The 16032-nt window shown below is 72.4% G+C and carries 11 protein-coding genes; 3 read left to right on the top strand and 8 right to left on the bottom strand.

The window, feature by feature from the left end:
- Positions 1–22: 22 nt before the first annotated feature.
- The 3 genes from IT355_13655 to IT355_13665 are packed head-to-tail and all read left to right on the top strand — an operon-like array spanning position 23 to position 5530.
- Positions 23–2965, top strand: a complete 2943-nt coding sequence (locus IT355_13655) for an NHLP bacteriocin export ABC transporter permease/ATPase subunit (GenBank protein ID MCC7054307.1) — start codon at positions 23–25, stop codon at positions 2963–2965.
- A gap of 55 nt (positions 2966–3020) precedes the next feature.
- The gene (locus IT355_13660; GenBank protein ID MCC7054308.1) at positions 3021–4283 is read left to right on the top strand and encodes an ABC transporter substrate-binding protein; all 1263 of its coding nucleotides are present in this window, start codon (positions 3021–3023) and stop codon (positions 4281–4283) included.
- Complete coding sequence (locus tag IT355_13665; GenBank protein ID MCC7054309.1) at positions 4280–5530, top strand: hypothetical protein; 1251 nt, start codon at positions 4280–4282, stop codon at positions 5528–5530. Before IT355_13660 ends, IT355_13665 begins: the two co-directional genes overlap by 4 nt.
- Here the strand turns inward: IT355_13665 and IT355_13670 are convergent.
- The 8 genes from IT355_13670 to IT355_13705 form a co-directional block, all read right to left on the bottom strand.
- A complete protein-coding gene (locus tag IT355_13670) occupies positions 5511–6710 on the bottom strand; it encodes a sigma 54-interacting transcriptional regulator (protein ID MCC7054310.1) in 1200 nt (399 codons plus the stop codon). The two genes, IT355_13665 and IT355_13670, sit on opposite strands and share 20 nt — an antisense overlap.
- A gap of 39 nt (positions 6711–6749) precedes the next feature.
- Entirely contained in the window at positions 6750–7931 is a 1182-nt protein-coding gene (moeB, locus tag IT355_13675; GenBank protein MCC7054311.1) for a molybdopterin-synthase adenylyltransferase MoeB, read from the bottom strand.
- Positions 7932–7949: 18 nt separating this feature from the next.
- Positions 7950–8363 carry a M67 family metallopeptidase gene (locus IT355_13680; protein ID MCC7054312.1) on the bottom strand — a complete coding sequence of 138 codons (414 nt, stop codon included), beginning with the start codon at positions 8361–8363 and terminating at the stop codon, positions 7950–7952.
- A gap of 8 nt (positions 8364–8371) precedes the next feature.
- Complete coding sequence (locus IT355_13685; GenBank protein MCC7054313.1) at positions 8372–8656, bottom strand: MoaD/ThiS family protein; 285 nt, start codon at positions 8654–8656, stop codon at positions 8372–8374.
- Between the two features lie 237 nt (positions 8657–8893).
- Positions 8894–11884: a type 2 lantipeptide synthetase LanM gene (lanM, locus tag IT355_13690; protein ID MCC7054314.1), complete on the bottom strand. Its 2991-nt coding sequence runs from the start codon at positions 11882–11884 to the stop codon at positions 8894–8896.
- Between the two features lie 2 nt (positions 11885–11886).
- Positions 11887–13047, bottom strand: a complete 1161-nt coding sequence (locus IT355_13695; protein ID MCC7054315.1) for a zinc-binding alcohol dehydrogenase family protein — start codon at positions 13045–13047, stop codon at positions 11887–11889.
- On the bottom strand, positions 13044–14000 hold the full coding sequence (locus IT355_13700) for an aminoglycoside phosphotransferase family protein (GenBank protein ID MCC7054316.1): 957 nt from the start codon (positions 13998–14000) through the stop codon (positions 13044–13046). The genes IT355_13695 and IT355_13700 overlap by 4 nt, the downstream gene beginning before the upstream one ends.
- Complete coding sequence (locus IT355_13705; GenBank protein MCC7054317.1) at positions 13994–16027, bottom strand: glycosyltransferase family 4 protein; 2034 nt, start codon at positions 16025–16027, stop codon at positions 13994–13996. The genes IT355_13700 and IT355_13705 overlap by 7 nt, the downstream gene beginning before the upstream one ends.
- Positions 16028–16032: the final 5 nt, after the last annotated feature.

The raw sequence follows: 16032 nt of genomic DNA on the forward strand, positions 1-16032 counted from the left end.
TGACGCCCTTCGAGACCACCCCGTGACCACGCGACGCACGCCGTTCCCGGTGCATGCCTACCCGTTCCATCCCGTCACGGCGGTCGTGGGCAGCGGCGCGCGCGCGGCGTTCCCGCTCGACAGCGAGGACGTCTGGGTGGTGCAGGCGGGTGAGGTGGATGTCTTCGTGGTCGGGCTGCGCAACGGCGCCCCCTCGGGTCGCCGCACGCACCTCTTCCGCGCCAACGTCAACGATCCGCTGATCGGCACCTCGGAGGATTCCGCCGCATCGCGTGAGGCCGGCTGGCGGCTGATGGCGGTGCCGACCAACGGCGCGCGTTTGGCCCGGGCGTCGCAGGTGGACCTGCAGGCGATCACCGGCACCCTCGCCGGCGCGCAGGCCGTCGCCGACATGGTCGATCGGTGGGTGGACCTGGTGAGCGAGGGGATCGCGCGCGACCTCGCACCACAGGTGAGCCAGACGCTCGACGACGTCTCGACGCTGGAGGTGGCCGAGGACAGCACGGTGCGGCCGCACGACGCCGTGCGCTGGATCCGGCACGGCAACGGCCGCTCCCTCTTCCTCGGGCACGCGAGCACGACCGTGAACGGCGCCGGTGACGTGCCGCTGTCGCGCCATGCCTGGCTCGAGGTGCCGGCCGGCGCGAAGCTCACGATCGTGCCGACGGCGAACGTCGTGGCCGAGGGCACCGTGTGGCGCGGGCTCGCACGCCTGCACTCGCTCGTGATCGGCGCGGCCGGCGTGGTGGCGGAGCATGCGGACGAGGCGGACCGCGAGCGGCTGCACCGGAAGACCGCCGGCAACCGGATGGCCGTCTCCTATGCATGCGACCAGCTGGTCAGCGCCCTGCGGCCGGCGACGGGGCTGCGCGTGCCGGCAGCCTCGCGCGATGGACGCATCGAGGATCCGCTGCTGGTGGTGACACGGATCGTCGCGACCGCGCTGGGCATCGAGGTGCGCCCGCATCCGGCGCGCGACGGATCACCGGAGCCGCGCAATCCCCTGGCCGCGATCGCCCGCGCATCGCGCTTCCGGACGCGACGGGTGGCCCTGCGCGACGACTGGTGGCGCCACGACAACGGGCCACTGCTGGCCTATCGCACCGAGGGCGAGACGCCGGTCGCCCTGCTCTGCCCCCGCGCCGGCCAGTACGAGCTGCACGAACCGGGGGCGGTGCCGGTCCCCGTGACGCCGGCGGTGGCCGAGACGCTGCAGCCCTTCGGCTACACCTTCTACCGGCCGTTCGCCGCCACTGCCCTCGGGATCCGCGACGTGCTCGCGTTCGGGGCCCGCGGCTGCCGGCGCGACATCACCACCATCGTGCTCGTGAGCCTCGCGGCCGCCACGCTCGGCCTGCTGCCGTCGTGGACCACCGGCCGGCTGTTCAACGACGTCGTGCCGGGTGCGGAGCGCGGACAGCTGCTGCAGCTCACGATCGTGCTGCTCGTGACCGCCTTCGCGGCCGCGATGTTCGAGCTGGCGCGCGGCATTGCCCTGCTGCGCGTGGAGGGCACGATGGGCAACGCGATCCAGAGCGCCGTCTGGGACCGGTTGCTCAGCCTGCCGATGTCGTTCTTCCGGCCCTACACCGCCGGTGAGCTCGCCAACCGCGCGATGGGCATCGATGGCATCCGCCAGGTGATCGCCGGCACGACGGTGACCGCGATCATCGGCGGCATCATGGGCCTGTCGAACTTCATCCTGATGTTCTGGTACAGCCGAAAGCTCGCGTGGTGGGCGACGGGGCTGATCCTCTTCGCGCTCCTGGTGACCGCCTGCGGCAGCTGGCTGCAGCTGCGCCACCAGCGCGAGGTCTCGGCGCTCCAGTCGCGCGTCTCCGGCCTCGTGCTCCAGCTCCTCAGCAGCATCTCGAAGCTGCGCGTGACCGGCTCCGAGGCCAAGGCGTTCGCCGCCTGGGCCACGCCCTTCAGCCGCCAGCGCGCGCTGCAGTTCCGGGTGCGCTCGGTGGGCATCTGGGTGGCCGCATTCAATGCCGCGTTCCCGCTGATCTGCTACGGCACGATCTTCGCCATCGCCGACCCGCTCATCAACGAGAGCCGCGAGATCCGCACCGGCGACTTCCTCGCCTTCGTGGCGGCCTTCGCGAGCTGCCTCACCAACGTGCTGCTCACCAGCACCGCGCTGCTCATGTCGCTCAACGTGATCCCGCTCTACGAACTGGCGCGCCCGATCCTCACCGCGCTGCCCGAGGTGGATGACGCGAAGACCGATCCCGGCATCCTCACCGGCAGCCTCGAGCTGCAGAACGTGCACTTCCGCTACGGCCCCGATTCCGCGCCGGTGCTGCGCGGCCTCACGCTGCACGTGAAGCCGGGAGAGTACGTGGCGCTGGTGGGCGCTTCGGGCTCCGGCAAGTCCACGGCGCTGCGCATGCTGCTGGGCTTCGAGGCCCCCGAATCGGGCTCGGTCTACTTCGACGGGCAGGACCTGGCGGGCCTCGACGTGCAGTCCGTGCGCCGCCAGATCGGCGTGGTGCTGCAGAGCGGCCGGCTGATGTCGGGCGACATCTTCACCAACATCGTCGGCTCGGCCAATGCGACCATCGCCGACGCGTGGGAGGCGGCGCGGATGGCGGGGTTCGACGACGACATCAAGAGCATGCCGATGGGGATGCACACGGTGGTCAGCGAGGGAGGCGGCACGCTCTCCGGCGGCCAGCGCCAGCGCCTGCTGATCGCCCGCGCCATCGTGCACCGCCCGCGCATCCTCTTCTTCGACGAGGCCACCAGCGCGCTCGACAACCGCACCCAGGCCATCGTCACGCAGAGCCTCGACCGACTCCAGGCCACGCGCATCGTGGTGGCGCACCGCCTCAGCACGATCCAGCACGCGGACCGCATCTGCGTCGTGGACCGCGGCGCCATCGCCGAGTCGGGCACCTACGAGGAACTGCTCGCACAGGAAGGACTGTTCGCGCAGCTCGCACGCCGGCAGATCGCCTGACCACACCCTCCGCTCCCTCCGTGCCTGCCGCCCCCCACCTTCCGTGATCCGACCCATGCCTCCCGCATCACCGGCTTCCCCGCGGCACACCCGCCGCGCCAGGGGCGCCCTCGGCGCCGCACTGGTCCTGCTCCTCACGGCCTGCCAGGGCGCCTCGCCCGCCGATGCGCGCACCGCCCGCAGCAGCGACGACGCCGGTGACATCGTCGTCGCCGTGGTGTGGCCCTGGCATGCATTGCGCCAGGTGCGCTATGGCGACGGCCTCGAACTGGCGGTCGAGGAGCTCAACGCGAGCGGCGGCATCCGCGGGCGGAACGTCCGCCTGCGCCGGGAGGACGACAGTGGCTCGGTGGACGTCGGCCGGCTCATCGCGCAGCACCTGGCCAACGATCCCTCCGTGCTCGCCGTGATCGGCCACCTGCAGTCGTACGTGACGATCCCTGCGGCGTCGATCTACGACGAGGCCGAGGTGCTGCTGATCTCCCCCGCCGCCACCGATCCGGCGCTGACCGGCCGCGGGCTGCGGCACGTCTTCCGCACCACGTTCACCGACAAGGACGTCGGCCGCCGCATGGCCGACGTGGCGGCGGAACGCGGCTACAAGCGTGTGGCGATCTACTACATGCGCAACACCTACGGGCGCGGCCTCTCCAACGCCTTCGAGGAGCGGGCCGGCAACGTCGGCGTGAATGTCATCGCACGGCAATCCTACGATCCCACCGACCAGGTCAGCGAACAGACCTTCGCGTCGACGCTGCGCGACTGGCAGCTGCTGGCGCCGGATGCGCTCTTCATCGCGGGCGAGGTGCCCTCGGCGGGCACGCTGGTGGCGGCGATCCGGAAGCTCGGGCTCACGATGCCGATCCTCGGTGGCGATGCGATGAGTTCGCCGGAGCTGCTCGCGACGGCCGGCGCCGCGGCCGAGGGGGCCATCATCGCGTCGGCATTCCATCCCGACGAACCGTCTCCGGCGGTGCAGCGCTTCGTGACGGCCTTCCGTGCGCGCTTCGGCGCGACGCCCGATGTCGGCTCCGCACTTGGCTACGACGCCATGCGCGTGCTGGGGCATGCCCTGCGCACGGCGCCGACCGCCGGCCCCGCGGATCTCGTCAAGACGATGCACGCCGTCAGCAACTGGCCGGGAGTGACCGGCACGGTCGCCTTCAGTCCCGGCGGTGACCGGTCGACCGTGAGCGTGGTGACGACGGTGGTGCGGAATGGGCAGTTCCAGTATCTCGCCCCCCCGGCCGCCACCGGCCCGAAGGCCGCCGGCGCGACGGTGGCCGTGCGCTCGCCGCTCAACGCGACTCCACGGTGACCGGCACGGCGGTGCTGGACACCACCGCCGCCCCGGCGTCCGGCGACTGGTGGCGCGGGGTACCGCCCGCGACGCCGCTCGCCACGCGCGAGGGTGTGCTGCGGGCACGGGGCGCCGACGAGCACGCGCTGCCCGCCCTGCTCGCAGTGCTCGGCGCGCCATTCGATGCGCTCGATCCCGGCGTGGCCACGCAGCCCGTGACGCTGCCGTGGGACGATGAGGCGTTCGTGCGCACCTGGGCCGACTACGACGCACAGGCAACGGAGGCCGGCGGCATCGTGGCGGTGCTCCGCTCACGGCTCGTGCAGCTCGCGTTCGGGATCGAGGCGGGCATGTCGACGCGCGACGAGTACCTCGCCGCCACGCGTCGCGGACAGCCCCCGTCCCAACCCGGCGGCGGTCTCACGCTGGTTGCCCCCGCCGCGATCCAGCTCCGGCTCCACCAGACCGCGGTGGGACGCCTGCCGGTGCTGGTGGTCGGGGAACGCACGGACTTCGAGTCGCTGGTGCGCGCGTTCGTTCACCGCAACGAGCCCGTGCCCGTGCCACCCTCGATGGGCGCCTGCCTGGTGGCCGGCTACAACAACTGGGATCGCGTGGCACGACACCGGCGCGACTGGGCACGGACGGTCGAGGCACGTGGCGACGTGGCCTCACCGGAGGAATGGGCGGCGGAGTTCCGCCGGTTCTCCGCCGACAAGTCCGGCTACCAGGACCGGTTCATGCTGCTCAGCACGGGCCCGTACAGCAACGTCTCCGCGGCCAGCCTCGGGCTCGAGACACCGGAGTGGCTCCGACTCTCGGTGGCCATCCGCCTGGACCACGAGTGTGCACACTACGTCACGCGCCGGATGTTCGGTGCCATGCGGCAGACCGTGCTCGATGAGCTGCTGGCCGACCATGCGGGCCTGCTGCACGCGCAGGGCACGTTCCCGGCTGCCTGGTTCCTCCGGTTCATGGGCCTCGAAAACGCCCCGGCCTACCGGGCGGGCGGGCGCCTGGAGAACTACCTCGGAACGGAGCCGCTTCCCGACGCGGCACGCACGGTCCTGCACGACGTGATCGTCAGCGCCGCGGGCACGCTGGAGCAGTTCACGGCGCGACACTTCACGGCCGGTGCCCCGCCGTCCGTCACCGCCGCCGCGACGGTGCTGGTCGCGATCGCACGCCTGGGCGTCGAGGTGCTCGCCGCGCCCGGTGGGCTGGCGCACCTCGAGGCCGCGACGTTCAGCCGGCGTTCGGCTTGAGGTTCTGGTGGCGCAGGAAGTCCATGACCTTCAGGTAGTCGTTCTCGCCGAGGCCGAAGCCGGCGAGCATGCGCTTGTAGCTGCCGCGTGCATTCGCCAGGCCGCAGGCGATCACGGCACGGACCTCGCCACGGTTCAGCTCACGCTCGATGTACGGTCGATGGATCACGTCCCAGAACGACTCCGCCTGTGACGTCATGCGGGCGAGCAGGGCCTCCGCCGTGCGCTCCGGGGCGGCCGGCACCTCGCTGCGCACGGGAATCCGCGCCAGCTGGTCCAGCTGCGAGATCCGCTCCATCGCCGCCGAGAAGTCTCGCGCCACGATCACGTCACCCTCGCTCAGGCAGAAGCCGGTGTCGATCACGCTCTTGATCTCGCGCACGTTCCCGGGCCACGGGTAGCGGCTGAGCAGCGCGTGCGCCTCGGGCGCGAGTCGCTTGCTGTCCCCACTCGCTCCCAGGAGCGCGAGGTGGCGCTCGGCAATGAGCGACCAGTCGTCCCCGCGTTCCCGCACCGGCGGCACGTGGAGCTGCAGGTAGCGCAGCCGGAAGTACAGGTCGGCGCGAAAGGTCCCCGCCGCCACCATCGGCTCGAGCTCGCGGCTCGTCGCCGCGATGATCCGCACATCGACCGGTCGCGCGACGGCGGTGCCGATCGGCACGATCTCCCCCTCGCTGAGCACCCGGAGGAGCATCGACTGGCTGTGCGCTGACAGCTCACCGACTTCATCCAGGAACACCACCCCGCCATCGGCTTCCTCGAAGATGCCACGCTGGTCGGCCACCGCGCCGGTGAAGCTGCCGCGCTTGTGGCCGAAGAGCTGGCTGACGGTGAGCTGGCTGTCGGCGAACTGCGCACAGTTCACCGCCACGTAGGGGCGCTGGCGGCGCGCCGAGAACAGGTAGAGTGCGCGCGCGAACAGTTCCTTGCCGGTGCCCGTCTCGCCGCTGAGCAGCACCGGCGCGTTGACGCGGGCGTACGCCGCGAGCTGCTCGAGCGCACTCTCCAGCACCTGGTGCCGTCCCACGATGGTCACGGCGCGACGCTCGCCCCACCGCTCGACGGAAAGGCGCCCGATGCGGTGTGCGAGTTCGAGCTGGTCGAGCGCCGCGGGATCGAAGAGACGGGGGCCGGTCGACGACGGAAATGTCCCGGGATGCGGGGCGAGCGAGCGCTGCATGTCCGTGGGCCTGATGAGGGTGGGCGGCGGCGGGGTGACTCAGTACTTCGGCTTCGCGGGATCCACCTCGTCACTCCAGGCCAGGATCCCCCCGTCGAGATTCCACACCTGCGTGAAGCCCGCCTCCTCGAGCTGCCGCACGGCACGCGCGCTCCGGCCCCCCGCCTTGCAGTGCACCACCGTCAGGGCCTCTCGATCGAGGTCCCCGCAGTGCTCGCCCAGCGTGGCGAGCGGGATGAGGCGCGCCCCGTGCTCCGCAAGGTTCACGATCTCCCATTCACCCGGCTCGCGGACGTCCAGCAGCGTGAGGGTCTCGCCCGCGCCGAAGCGGGCGACCAGCTCGCGGGGGCGCATCGACCGCATGGCCGCGTCGGCACCGGCCGGTGGCGTCATGCCGCAGAACTGGACGTAGTCGATGAGCTCGCGCTGCGTCGGCGCGGTGCCACATACCGGGCAATCCGGGTCCTTCTTCACGCGCAGGGTGCGCCACGACATGCCCAGCGCATCGAAGAGCAGCATGCGGCCCGAGAGTGAGTCGCCGATGCCGAGCAGCTGCTTGATCGTCTCCGTGGCCTGCATGGTGCCGATGATGCCCGGCAGCACGCCCAGCACGCCGCCCTCGGCGCAGCTCGGCACGAGGCCCGGGGGGGGCGGCTCGCGGAAGAGGCAGCGGTAGCAGGGACCGCCCGGCGCACCGAACACCGACAGCTGCCCCTCGAAGCGGAAGATCGAGCCGTACACGTTGGTGCGGCCCGTCAGCACGCAGGCGTCGTTGACGAGGTAGCGGGTGGGGAAGTTGTCGGTGCCGTCGACGACGATGTCGTACTCGCGCACGATGTCGAGGGCATTCCCGCGGTCGAGGCGGGTGTGATGCAGCTCAGTCCGCACGAACGGGTTCACGTCATGCAGGCGATCCGCCGCCGAGTCCAGCTTGGGGCGGCCGATGTCCTTCGTGCCGTGGATCACCTGCCGCTGCAGGTTGCTGGCATCGACCACATCGAAGTCGACCAGGCCGAGCGTGCCGACGCCGGCCGCCGCGAGGTAGAGCGCGAGGGGTGAGCCAAGGCCACCCGTGCCCACCAGCAGCACACGCGCCTCCTTGAGCCGCTGCTGCCCCGCCATCCCCACCTCGGGCAGGATCAGGTGGCGGCTGTAGCGGGCGATCTCCTCGGGGGAGAGCATGGACGTCGCGGCGTCGGTGACGCCGGCGGGCCGGGGCATCGCAGGTGCTGACATGCGTCACGACTCCTCTTCGAGCGATTCTCGGACGAAGCCACTGCGGTCATCGACGAGTCGCCAGGCGGCGACCTCGATCCCGAGGGGGGCGGCTACGATGATGTACGTGTACCAGGGCCAGGCTCCGTCCCGGTCCGTGCGTGACGGGCGCACCGTCGCGTCGGGATGGGAGTGGTAGAAGCCGAGCACTGTCGTTCCCTCCCGCACCGCCTGTGCCTCCACCCGGCACACCTCGCTCGCGTCGATGCGGAACTGCATCCCATCCACCGCCGTCCCGGCCGGCGCAACCGCCGTGATCAGCCGGTCAGCGTCACTGCCGTCGGTGCCAAGCAGCGCACCACAGCATTCGTCGGGGTACGCCCGGATTGCGGCCGAGCGGATCGCGGCCAGCGCGGTCGGTGTGATGCGTGTCGCCATCGCACGGGTCAGCGCGCTCCGCCGGCGATGCTGGGCACGATGGTCAGCGTGTCGCCGGCCGTCATGCTCGTGGAGGGGCCATCGAGGTCGCGGATGTTGTCCTCGTTCACGTAGACGTTCACGAAGTGCCGGAGCTCGCCGCCGTCGCTGAAGAGGTGACGCCGCACGTCGGGAAAGCGCGTGGTGAGTTGCCCAAGCGCCTCGTGCACCGTCGCACAGTCCTCGACGGTGACGCTGCTCGCGCCGGCCGTGAAGGAACGCAACGGGGTGGGGATCTGAACGCGAGCCTGCACGATCGACCTCGAGGTGTCCACGAGTGCATCCAGGGTCGCGAAACCGCCCGGTGTGGGACGGTCCGCCGCAGCGGCATCACGGCGCCGCCTGCAGTGCCAACATGTTTCCGGTCAACACGGCCCGCAAGTGCAAAAAAGAGACCAGCGTATCCAAATACATTAAACAGTCACAATGTGATCCAATTGCCGGGCCCGGCCGTGCCGCCGGCCGGTCACGCGGCCCAGGCCGGCATCGTATCAGTCCGCGGGAACGCGCAGCCCGGGTGCCGACGCACCGTCGTGAAGCCGCAACAGCGCGTGCGCCACTGCCGCGAGTCCGACGATCGCCGAGAGCAGCACGTGGTCCGGCGCAATCGACGGCGACAGCCACGCGCCAGCGCGGCCGCGCGCCACGATCGCACCTGCGACGTCCTGCGCTGCATCGCGCCAGTGTCGCGCGCCGGTCAGCTCACGCATCGCCACCTGGATCACGAGTGCATCGAGCGCGGCACACGGCGACCCACCGTGCAACGTCCCGAGCGCCCGCACCGCAGCGCGACTCGCACACACGTGCGCGGCGCTCCGGGAACTCCCGTCCGCACCGCCCGCCAGGACGGCCAGTCCGAGTGCGTCACCAGCCCCGCAGGTGCGCGACAGCCCCTCCACCACGGGCACCACGTGTGGCTCGCCGCGGCATCGCGACGACACGAGCCGATCGGCGACGGTAAGCCCCGGCAGCGTGGCAAGGCTCACGGCACCGTCCGGATGCGACGCCCGGAGCCCACTCCGCCCGGACAGCCCGGCGTGGGCCTGCGCGGCCGCCGACGCGTGCATGCGAAGCGACGAGGCCATCTCCGGCCGGATCGCGTCGACCAGCGCAACCGATGCCTGCAGTGCAAGGGCCGTTCCACTCGATCCGGTGGCGATGTCGCACGAGGTCGGCGCGGGTGCGGCCTGCATCGCCGCCCAGCAACCATCCGTGACCACCAGCCTCACGCCCAGCGCACGCTCCATCCGCAGCGCAGCATGGAACACGCCGGCCACGCCGCAGGTGCCGTGCGCAGCCAATGTGCCGAACCCACCCATCGCCGCCGCCGCTGCGTGCGCACCGTCACGGAACGCCGTGTCACCGGTGGCGGCGAAGAGGTCCGCCAGCACCACACCCACACCAGCGGCGCCACTGAACAGGTCGGCGCCGAGTGGACCGAAGTTCCAGGCGTCCACAGCGGGCGTGTAGAGCAGTGTGGTCCACAGGTGCGGCGATGCACCGCGGGCGTACGCCGCGTCGAGGAGCTTCGCACCGGACTCGGCCGCCGCGTCACGCCAGCGCGCACGGCCGCTTGCAGCCGACACGGTCACGCCATGGCCCCGCTCCGGCTGCGCCGGGTTCTCCTGCGTCGGATCGCGGACGAAGAGCGCCAGGCGCACGGCGTCCGCATCCGTATCGGGGCCCGACTGCTGCAGCGCCTGCCGGCGCGCCTGCACCCGTCCGATCGCCGTGCCCTCGCCGAACCCCGGCACGCAGGTCCCGCGGCCATCCCGCAACGCGTCGTCACCGGCCTGCACATGAAAGACGGGGATGTCCATGTCGCGCAGCGCAGCAAGCTCGGCGCGCACCACCGCCGCCGGCGCGCGACTGGTGAAGTGTGCGCGCCAGAGCCGCGCCAGCGACGCCTCGCGCGCGTAGGCATCGGCCAGGCAGGACGGCGCCAGGCTCGCCGTGCGCAAACGTGCGTAGAGGTGCGTGTTGCGGAAGATGAGGCGAGCAGGCGCCGACGCGGTGACAGCCAGCAGTTCGTCGATCGCACCCGCGCCCGCGCCGCGTGCCCATGCCGCCGCTGCCACGTATCCATCTACCAGCGCCGGAAGGTGGTCGCCGGGCGCGATCCCCGACCACGCGCCACCGGGACCGCTCGGCAAGGCGGTGGCATCCGGGAAGGTGTCATCCGCGGAGCCGAACGGCGCGCGACGCCGGTCTGCCGTCGCCATCGCCCCGAGATCCGCGGCACGCCGGCCAGGCGCGCCCACCACCTGCGCGGTGATCAGCCCCACGCGCAACGGCGTGTCCCACACCTGCTCGGCCAGCAGCCGATCCCCAGCCGGCGTGTCCTCCGCGAGGCGCGTCCGTGCCGAGAGCAGCCCCTCGAGGTCGATGAGCATCGGGTGCTCACCCCACGCAATGACGTTCTCCGCGATGCAGTCCGTCGCGTCGAACAGTTGCAGCAGGCGGCTCAGCACGCCGACGCGGCCGAAGTACCGCGCCACGGCTGCCGGGTCCGGACAGGGCGAAGGCTCGATCCACTCCTGCCAGCCATGCGCGGTGCCGGCGAGTGTCCGCGGCATCTGCGGCGCCGGCACGACCCCATCACGCGCGGCGCAGCCCAGCAGCGCGCCGAATGCCGCGGCCCCCGACATGTCGTGCGGCTTCCACGCGAGCGAGGGCCCGGACTCGAAGTCGAGCCGGCAGACCATCCGCCCACCGTCGTGCGGGTCACTCAGCCCACCCCGGTATCCGATGACGCGCCCGGTGCGCGCACCACCGCCGAAGGTCGCCGCGAGGTGGGCCGAATCCGCCAGCAGCCGCTCGCGCAGCTGCAGCAGGTGTTCCTGCCACTGGTGCACCGTCAGGCTCACCAATCGCGCCGCCACCGGGAACGCCTCGAACCGGTGCAGCCACGCGTTTACGGTGTCCGGGGCGTCGTCGCCACGCAGCGTGACCAGCAGCGGGGCCAGCCGTGCGGTCACATCCGCCGCCAGCGCCGGCACCACCACCGGATCGAAGACGTCGGCGCCGCGCACCAGGAGTGCGGCCCGCTCGAGCAGCAGCCGCGACCAGGGATCGCCGCCGGCCATCGCGACCGACACCGACCGGTTCGACGAGCCGCAGGACGTCCGGCCGGCATGCCCCGAATGCCGGCCGAGTGCGCTCACCAGCCGGCGGAACTCCCGCGCCCACGCAGGCAGGCGGGTGGCGTCCGTCACCTCGACGTCGTGCAGCGATCGTCGCCACGCCGCGTGTGTGGTGCCAAGCGCAGCGAGCAGCGCAGGCAACCCGTCGGCGGGCAGGCCCGCACCCGCCAGCCACGCGCGCTCGCGTGCCGTGGCCGGGTGTACGTCACCCGTCGCTCCGCACACGGGGGACAGGCCGCGTTCCGGCACCCGCTCGCACGGCGCCGCCCCTCGCGCCACGATGCCGGCCAGCCGTGACGCGACCTCCCCGCGGGTGTCCACCGATGCGATCGCGAGCACGCTCAGTCCGTGTAAAGCGCGACGACCTTGCCCAGCCGCGCCGGCGCATCGAAGCTGCGGGAGACGAACTCCGCCGCCACCGCCGCCCGCGCTGGATCGCTGTCCTCGCGGGCCGTGCGAAGCACCCGGTCGAGGAGCACAGGCAGCCGGCCGGCCTCCCAGTCGGCCAGCGCCTCGGTCAGGTCCGCATGGACGCCGGCACAGTTGCCGATGATCGCGACGTTCTTCAGCATCGCGACCTGCAGTGCCACGCCGTAGTCGACGGTGGACGTTGGGGCCGCGAGCGCGTCGTGCTGTCCGTGGAATCCACAGGTCACGTAGCGCCCCGACGGCGCGAGGAGTGGCAGCAGGCGGCAGAGGTGCAGGTCGAAGAACGGATCGGCGACGGCCGCGAAGCCCCCGTGCGCGGCGGCCTCCTCGCGCAGGGCGTCGAGTCCCTCCGCGTCATGTGGTGCGGCGGGCAGCGTGACCACCCGCGATGCGCCGTGCGCCGCGAGGGCTGCCGTCGCGCCGGGCGCGGTGGTCGTCGCGACGACGCGCACGCCGGCGGCGTGCAACGCGGCGATCAGGAACAGCGAGGTGTTCGATCGCGCGGCAGTGACGAGCACCGCCTGGCCACGTCGCGCACCCATCTTCCGCACCATGCTGTACGCCGTCTGCGCCCCGATGCTGAAGGCGGAGGCCTCCGCATCACTCATCCCGGTCGGCACGCGGCAGAGCTGGTCCTCCCGCAGCACGAGGTACTCCGCCGAGGCACGATTACTCGGCACACCGACGCGTCCCGCCGGCGGATGGTCTGCGGGATAGTGGTTGTCACCCAGCACGCGCATGCCCGGTGCCAGCGTGCGGACCGCATCGCCCACGGCCACCACCTCGCCGGCGAACTCGGATCCGATCACCAGGAAGTGCGCCGCCGGCCCGATGGTCGACATCTGCAGCACACGGCGGCGGTCGCGATAGTTGCACGAGAAGCCGCGGACGCGCACCAGCACCTTGTGCGCACTGCTGCCCGACGGCTCGAACCGTGGCGGGGCGGGCGTCGTGAATCCGCACGTCACCTCGATGCCGTGCACCGAGGTGACGCCAATGGCCGCCGTGCGGACGCCGTCACCCGCTCCGCCACGGATGACGAGGGCGCGCATGCCCGGCGCGGCGATGGTCATGCCGCCACCACGGCGTGCCGCGCGATCGCCAGCGCCACGCGGTCGACGACGGGCTGCAGTGCGGCATCGCGGCGCGCCCAGCCGCTGGCGCGCCACAGGAGCCTGAGCAACCCCATGCCGGTGCCACTCCAGACCTCGGCGGGCGACAGCTCCAGCGGCGCCAGCCACGCCTCGAGCTGCCGTGGTGCGAACTGCGGCCCGGCGCCGATCGCGTTCAGCGCGCACACCCAGCCGGCATCGAATCCCGCCGGGGCGTGGCCGAAGGCTTCCCAGTCGAGCAGCACCAGCCGGGGACCGGCGAGGAGCATGTTCTGCGGTGCGAAATCGCCATGTGCAAACCGCAGCGGTGACGGCGGCGTCTCATCGAGTCGCGCACGCAGTGCTGCCACGCCGCCGGAGGCGTCCAGCGTCGCGACGCGGTGGCGCCATGTCTCGGCAGGGCGTGGCAGCACGCCGGGCAGCGCCGGCAGTTCCACGCGCGCGAGCTGCTGCAGCGTGTGGCCGGCGCCGGACCAGAGCTGCGACCACCCTGCACTGCCCGGGCGCGGCACCTGGCCTGCCACGAACTCGAAGGCCGCCCATCGCGGCGCCGCAGTGCCCGCCGCGGCCTCCGCCCCGGACGACTCCTGCCAGAGCCCCAGCAGCGCCGGCGCAGCGACGCCGGCGGCGCGCACACACTGCAGCACCACCGCGATGTCCACGCCGGCGAGGTCGGCCGGCAGCAGCTTGAGGATGCAGCGACCGCGGGTGCCGGACAGCAGCAGCGTCGCGCCGGACCGGCCGACGGGTGTGGCCTGCCACGGGTCGCCGCAGAGCAGGCGCACACCATCGCGCACCGATGGTGGCAGCTCCCCGATGCCCAGCGCTGCGGGGGATGCCGGTGCTGCCGCGCATGCCGCCGGCGACGGTGCCGTGCCGCCGGTGCGCGCGGGTGCCGTGGCGGACGTCAGCATGGCGCCGCCTGCGCGGTGCGAGGCACCGGAGTACTCGCGACGGCCGCACGGTGGTGGGTGGCCACGCCGATCGCGAGGCGCCGGAGCACGGCAGACACGGCGGGTACCTCACCGAGCAGGCGCGATGCGTGGTTCACCGCACGACTCGCCGTCGCGTGATCGTCGGCGCAGCAGAGGAGCGCCAGCTCCAACCACACGCCGCCCGCATCGGGCGCATCGGGGAATCGCGCCAGCCACGCCTCGAGCAGCTCGACCGCGGTCGCGTTCGATCGCGCCGCACGGGCGACGCGCGCGAGCTGGTGCAGGCGTGGTGCCCCCGACTCGCCGGGGATGAGCCGCCCGAACTGGCTCAGGCACTCCGCCAGCGCGCCATCCACGTCGCCAGTGCCGACACGCCACTCGACGGTCAGGTACCGCGTCGCGATGTTGTCGAGCCCCTCCGCGCGCAGTGCCGGCAGCGCGCGCGCCAGCATCTCCAGCGCTGCAGGCCCCTCCTGGCCGAGCAGTTCGAAGAGGCAGGCGATGCGCGGTCGCCACTGTCCGGGGCTTTCCGCGGCTGCCGCGAGCCGGCTCCGGAACGTCGCCGTCGCCACCGGTGGCTCCGCCGGCACCGGCGTCTCAGGATCGTCGCCGAGCCTGATCCCGGCGAAGAAGTGCTCGAGCGGCACCCGCGTGGAGAGGGTGAGCACTGCGCGGAGGCGATCGATGTCGGGCTCCGCGTGCATCGCCGTGCCGTCCGGTGCACCGGCCGTCATCCCGACGCGGCGCAGCACGGCCGGCGCGCCGTCATGCGAGAGCTGCCGCAGCGCGCTCCACGTGAACTGCGAGAGGGGTGCCGACGCGAGCAATCCCGCCGACAGCACCCGTCCGCAGTCGGTGCCGTCGCGCGGGGCGCCGACGCCAGGCATCCCACCCGCCCGCTCGTCCAGCGCGTCGGACAGGACCTCGCGATACCGACGCCGCACCACTGAGGGCGCAAAGCACGCCGCAGCGGCGCGGATGGTCGCCGGCGAGGGCGGCGCGCTGAGCAGCTGCTCGAGCACCGACGCCAGCGTGGCATCCTGTACATCCACCGTCGCGAGTGCCTCGCCGGCCAGGACCACCGGCACCACGGCACCGGCATCACGCACCGTCTCCGGCAGCCCGTTCCAGCGCGTCACCAGCGCCGGGCATCCGGCGGCGAGCGCCTCGGCCGGTGCCTTGCCGAACGATTCCTCGAGCGTGACGGAGAGGTTGACGAGTGCCGACGCGCCGTCGAGGAAGGCATCCCGCGCGGCGTCGCCGCGAATGACGCCCGTGAACTGCAGGGCCTCACCGATGCCGAGGCGCTCGGCGCGGGCCTGCAGCGACCGCACGTACGGCAGCGTCCTGCCGCCCGCGTCGGTGACCTCGCCGGCCACGTCCAGCACCGGCATCGGCCCGCCGCGCGTGCGCAGCAGCGCCATGGCATCGAGCTGCCGGTGCAGCAGCTTCGCCGGCGTGAGGCGCGCGAGGCTCACGAGGCGCGGGGGGCCGCGCAGCACGCGCCGTGCCGGGCTGACGGGCCGGCCCGCGACCGGATGGGGGATCACGCGGACGAAGGGCGCCAGCGTGGGCGCCATCAGCAGGATCACGTCACGCGCACTCCCGGACGGCGCGATGATGCGGTCACCGGCGGACAGGAGGCCGGAGAGCAGCGCCCACTCGAGTGGCCACGATGCCGGCGAATGCGCGATGACCAGCAACGAGACGTGCGGCGCGCCTGCGTTGCGCAACTCGGCGAGCAGCGGCAACAGCGCCACCGCCTCGTAGCTGGGGCAGAGGAAGTCCACGCCCTGCGTGGCCGCCGCGAACGCCCGCACCGCCGCCGGCGCCAGCGGTGCGTGTGCGCCACCGGCGAACACCCCGTTGCACCACGCATCGAGCGCGGCGCGCTGCAGCACGAACTCGGCGCCGAGGTGCTCGGCGAAGAGCTCCTCGAACACCGCCGCCGTGACGAGCGTGGTGGGCCGCGCCACCCGCAGGATGCGGATCGGTCGAGCGCGCATGGAAC

This window comes from Gemmatimonadaceae bacterium (genome assembly GCA_020851035.1).
In the GTDB taxonomy this organism is placed as follows: Bacteria; Gemmatimonadota; Gemmatimonadetes; order Gemmatimonadales; family Gemmatimonadaceae; genus JACMLX01.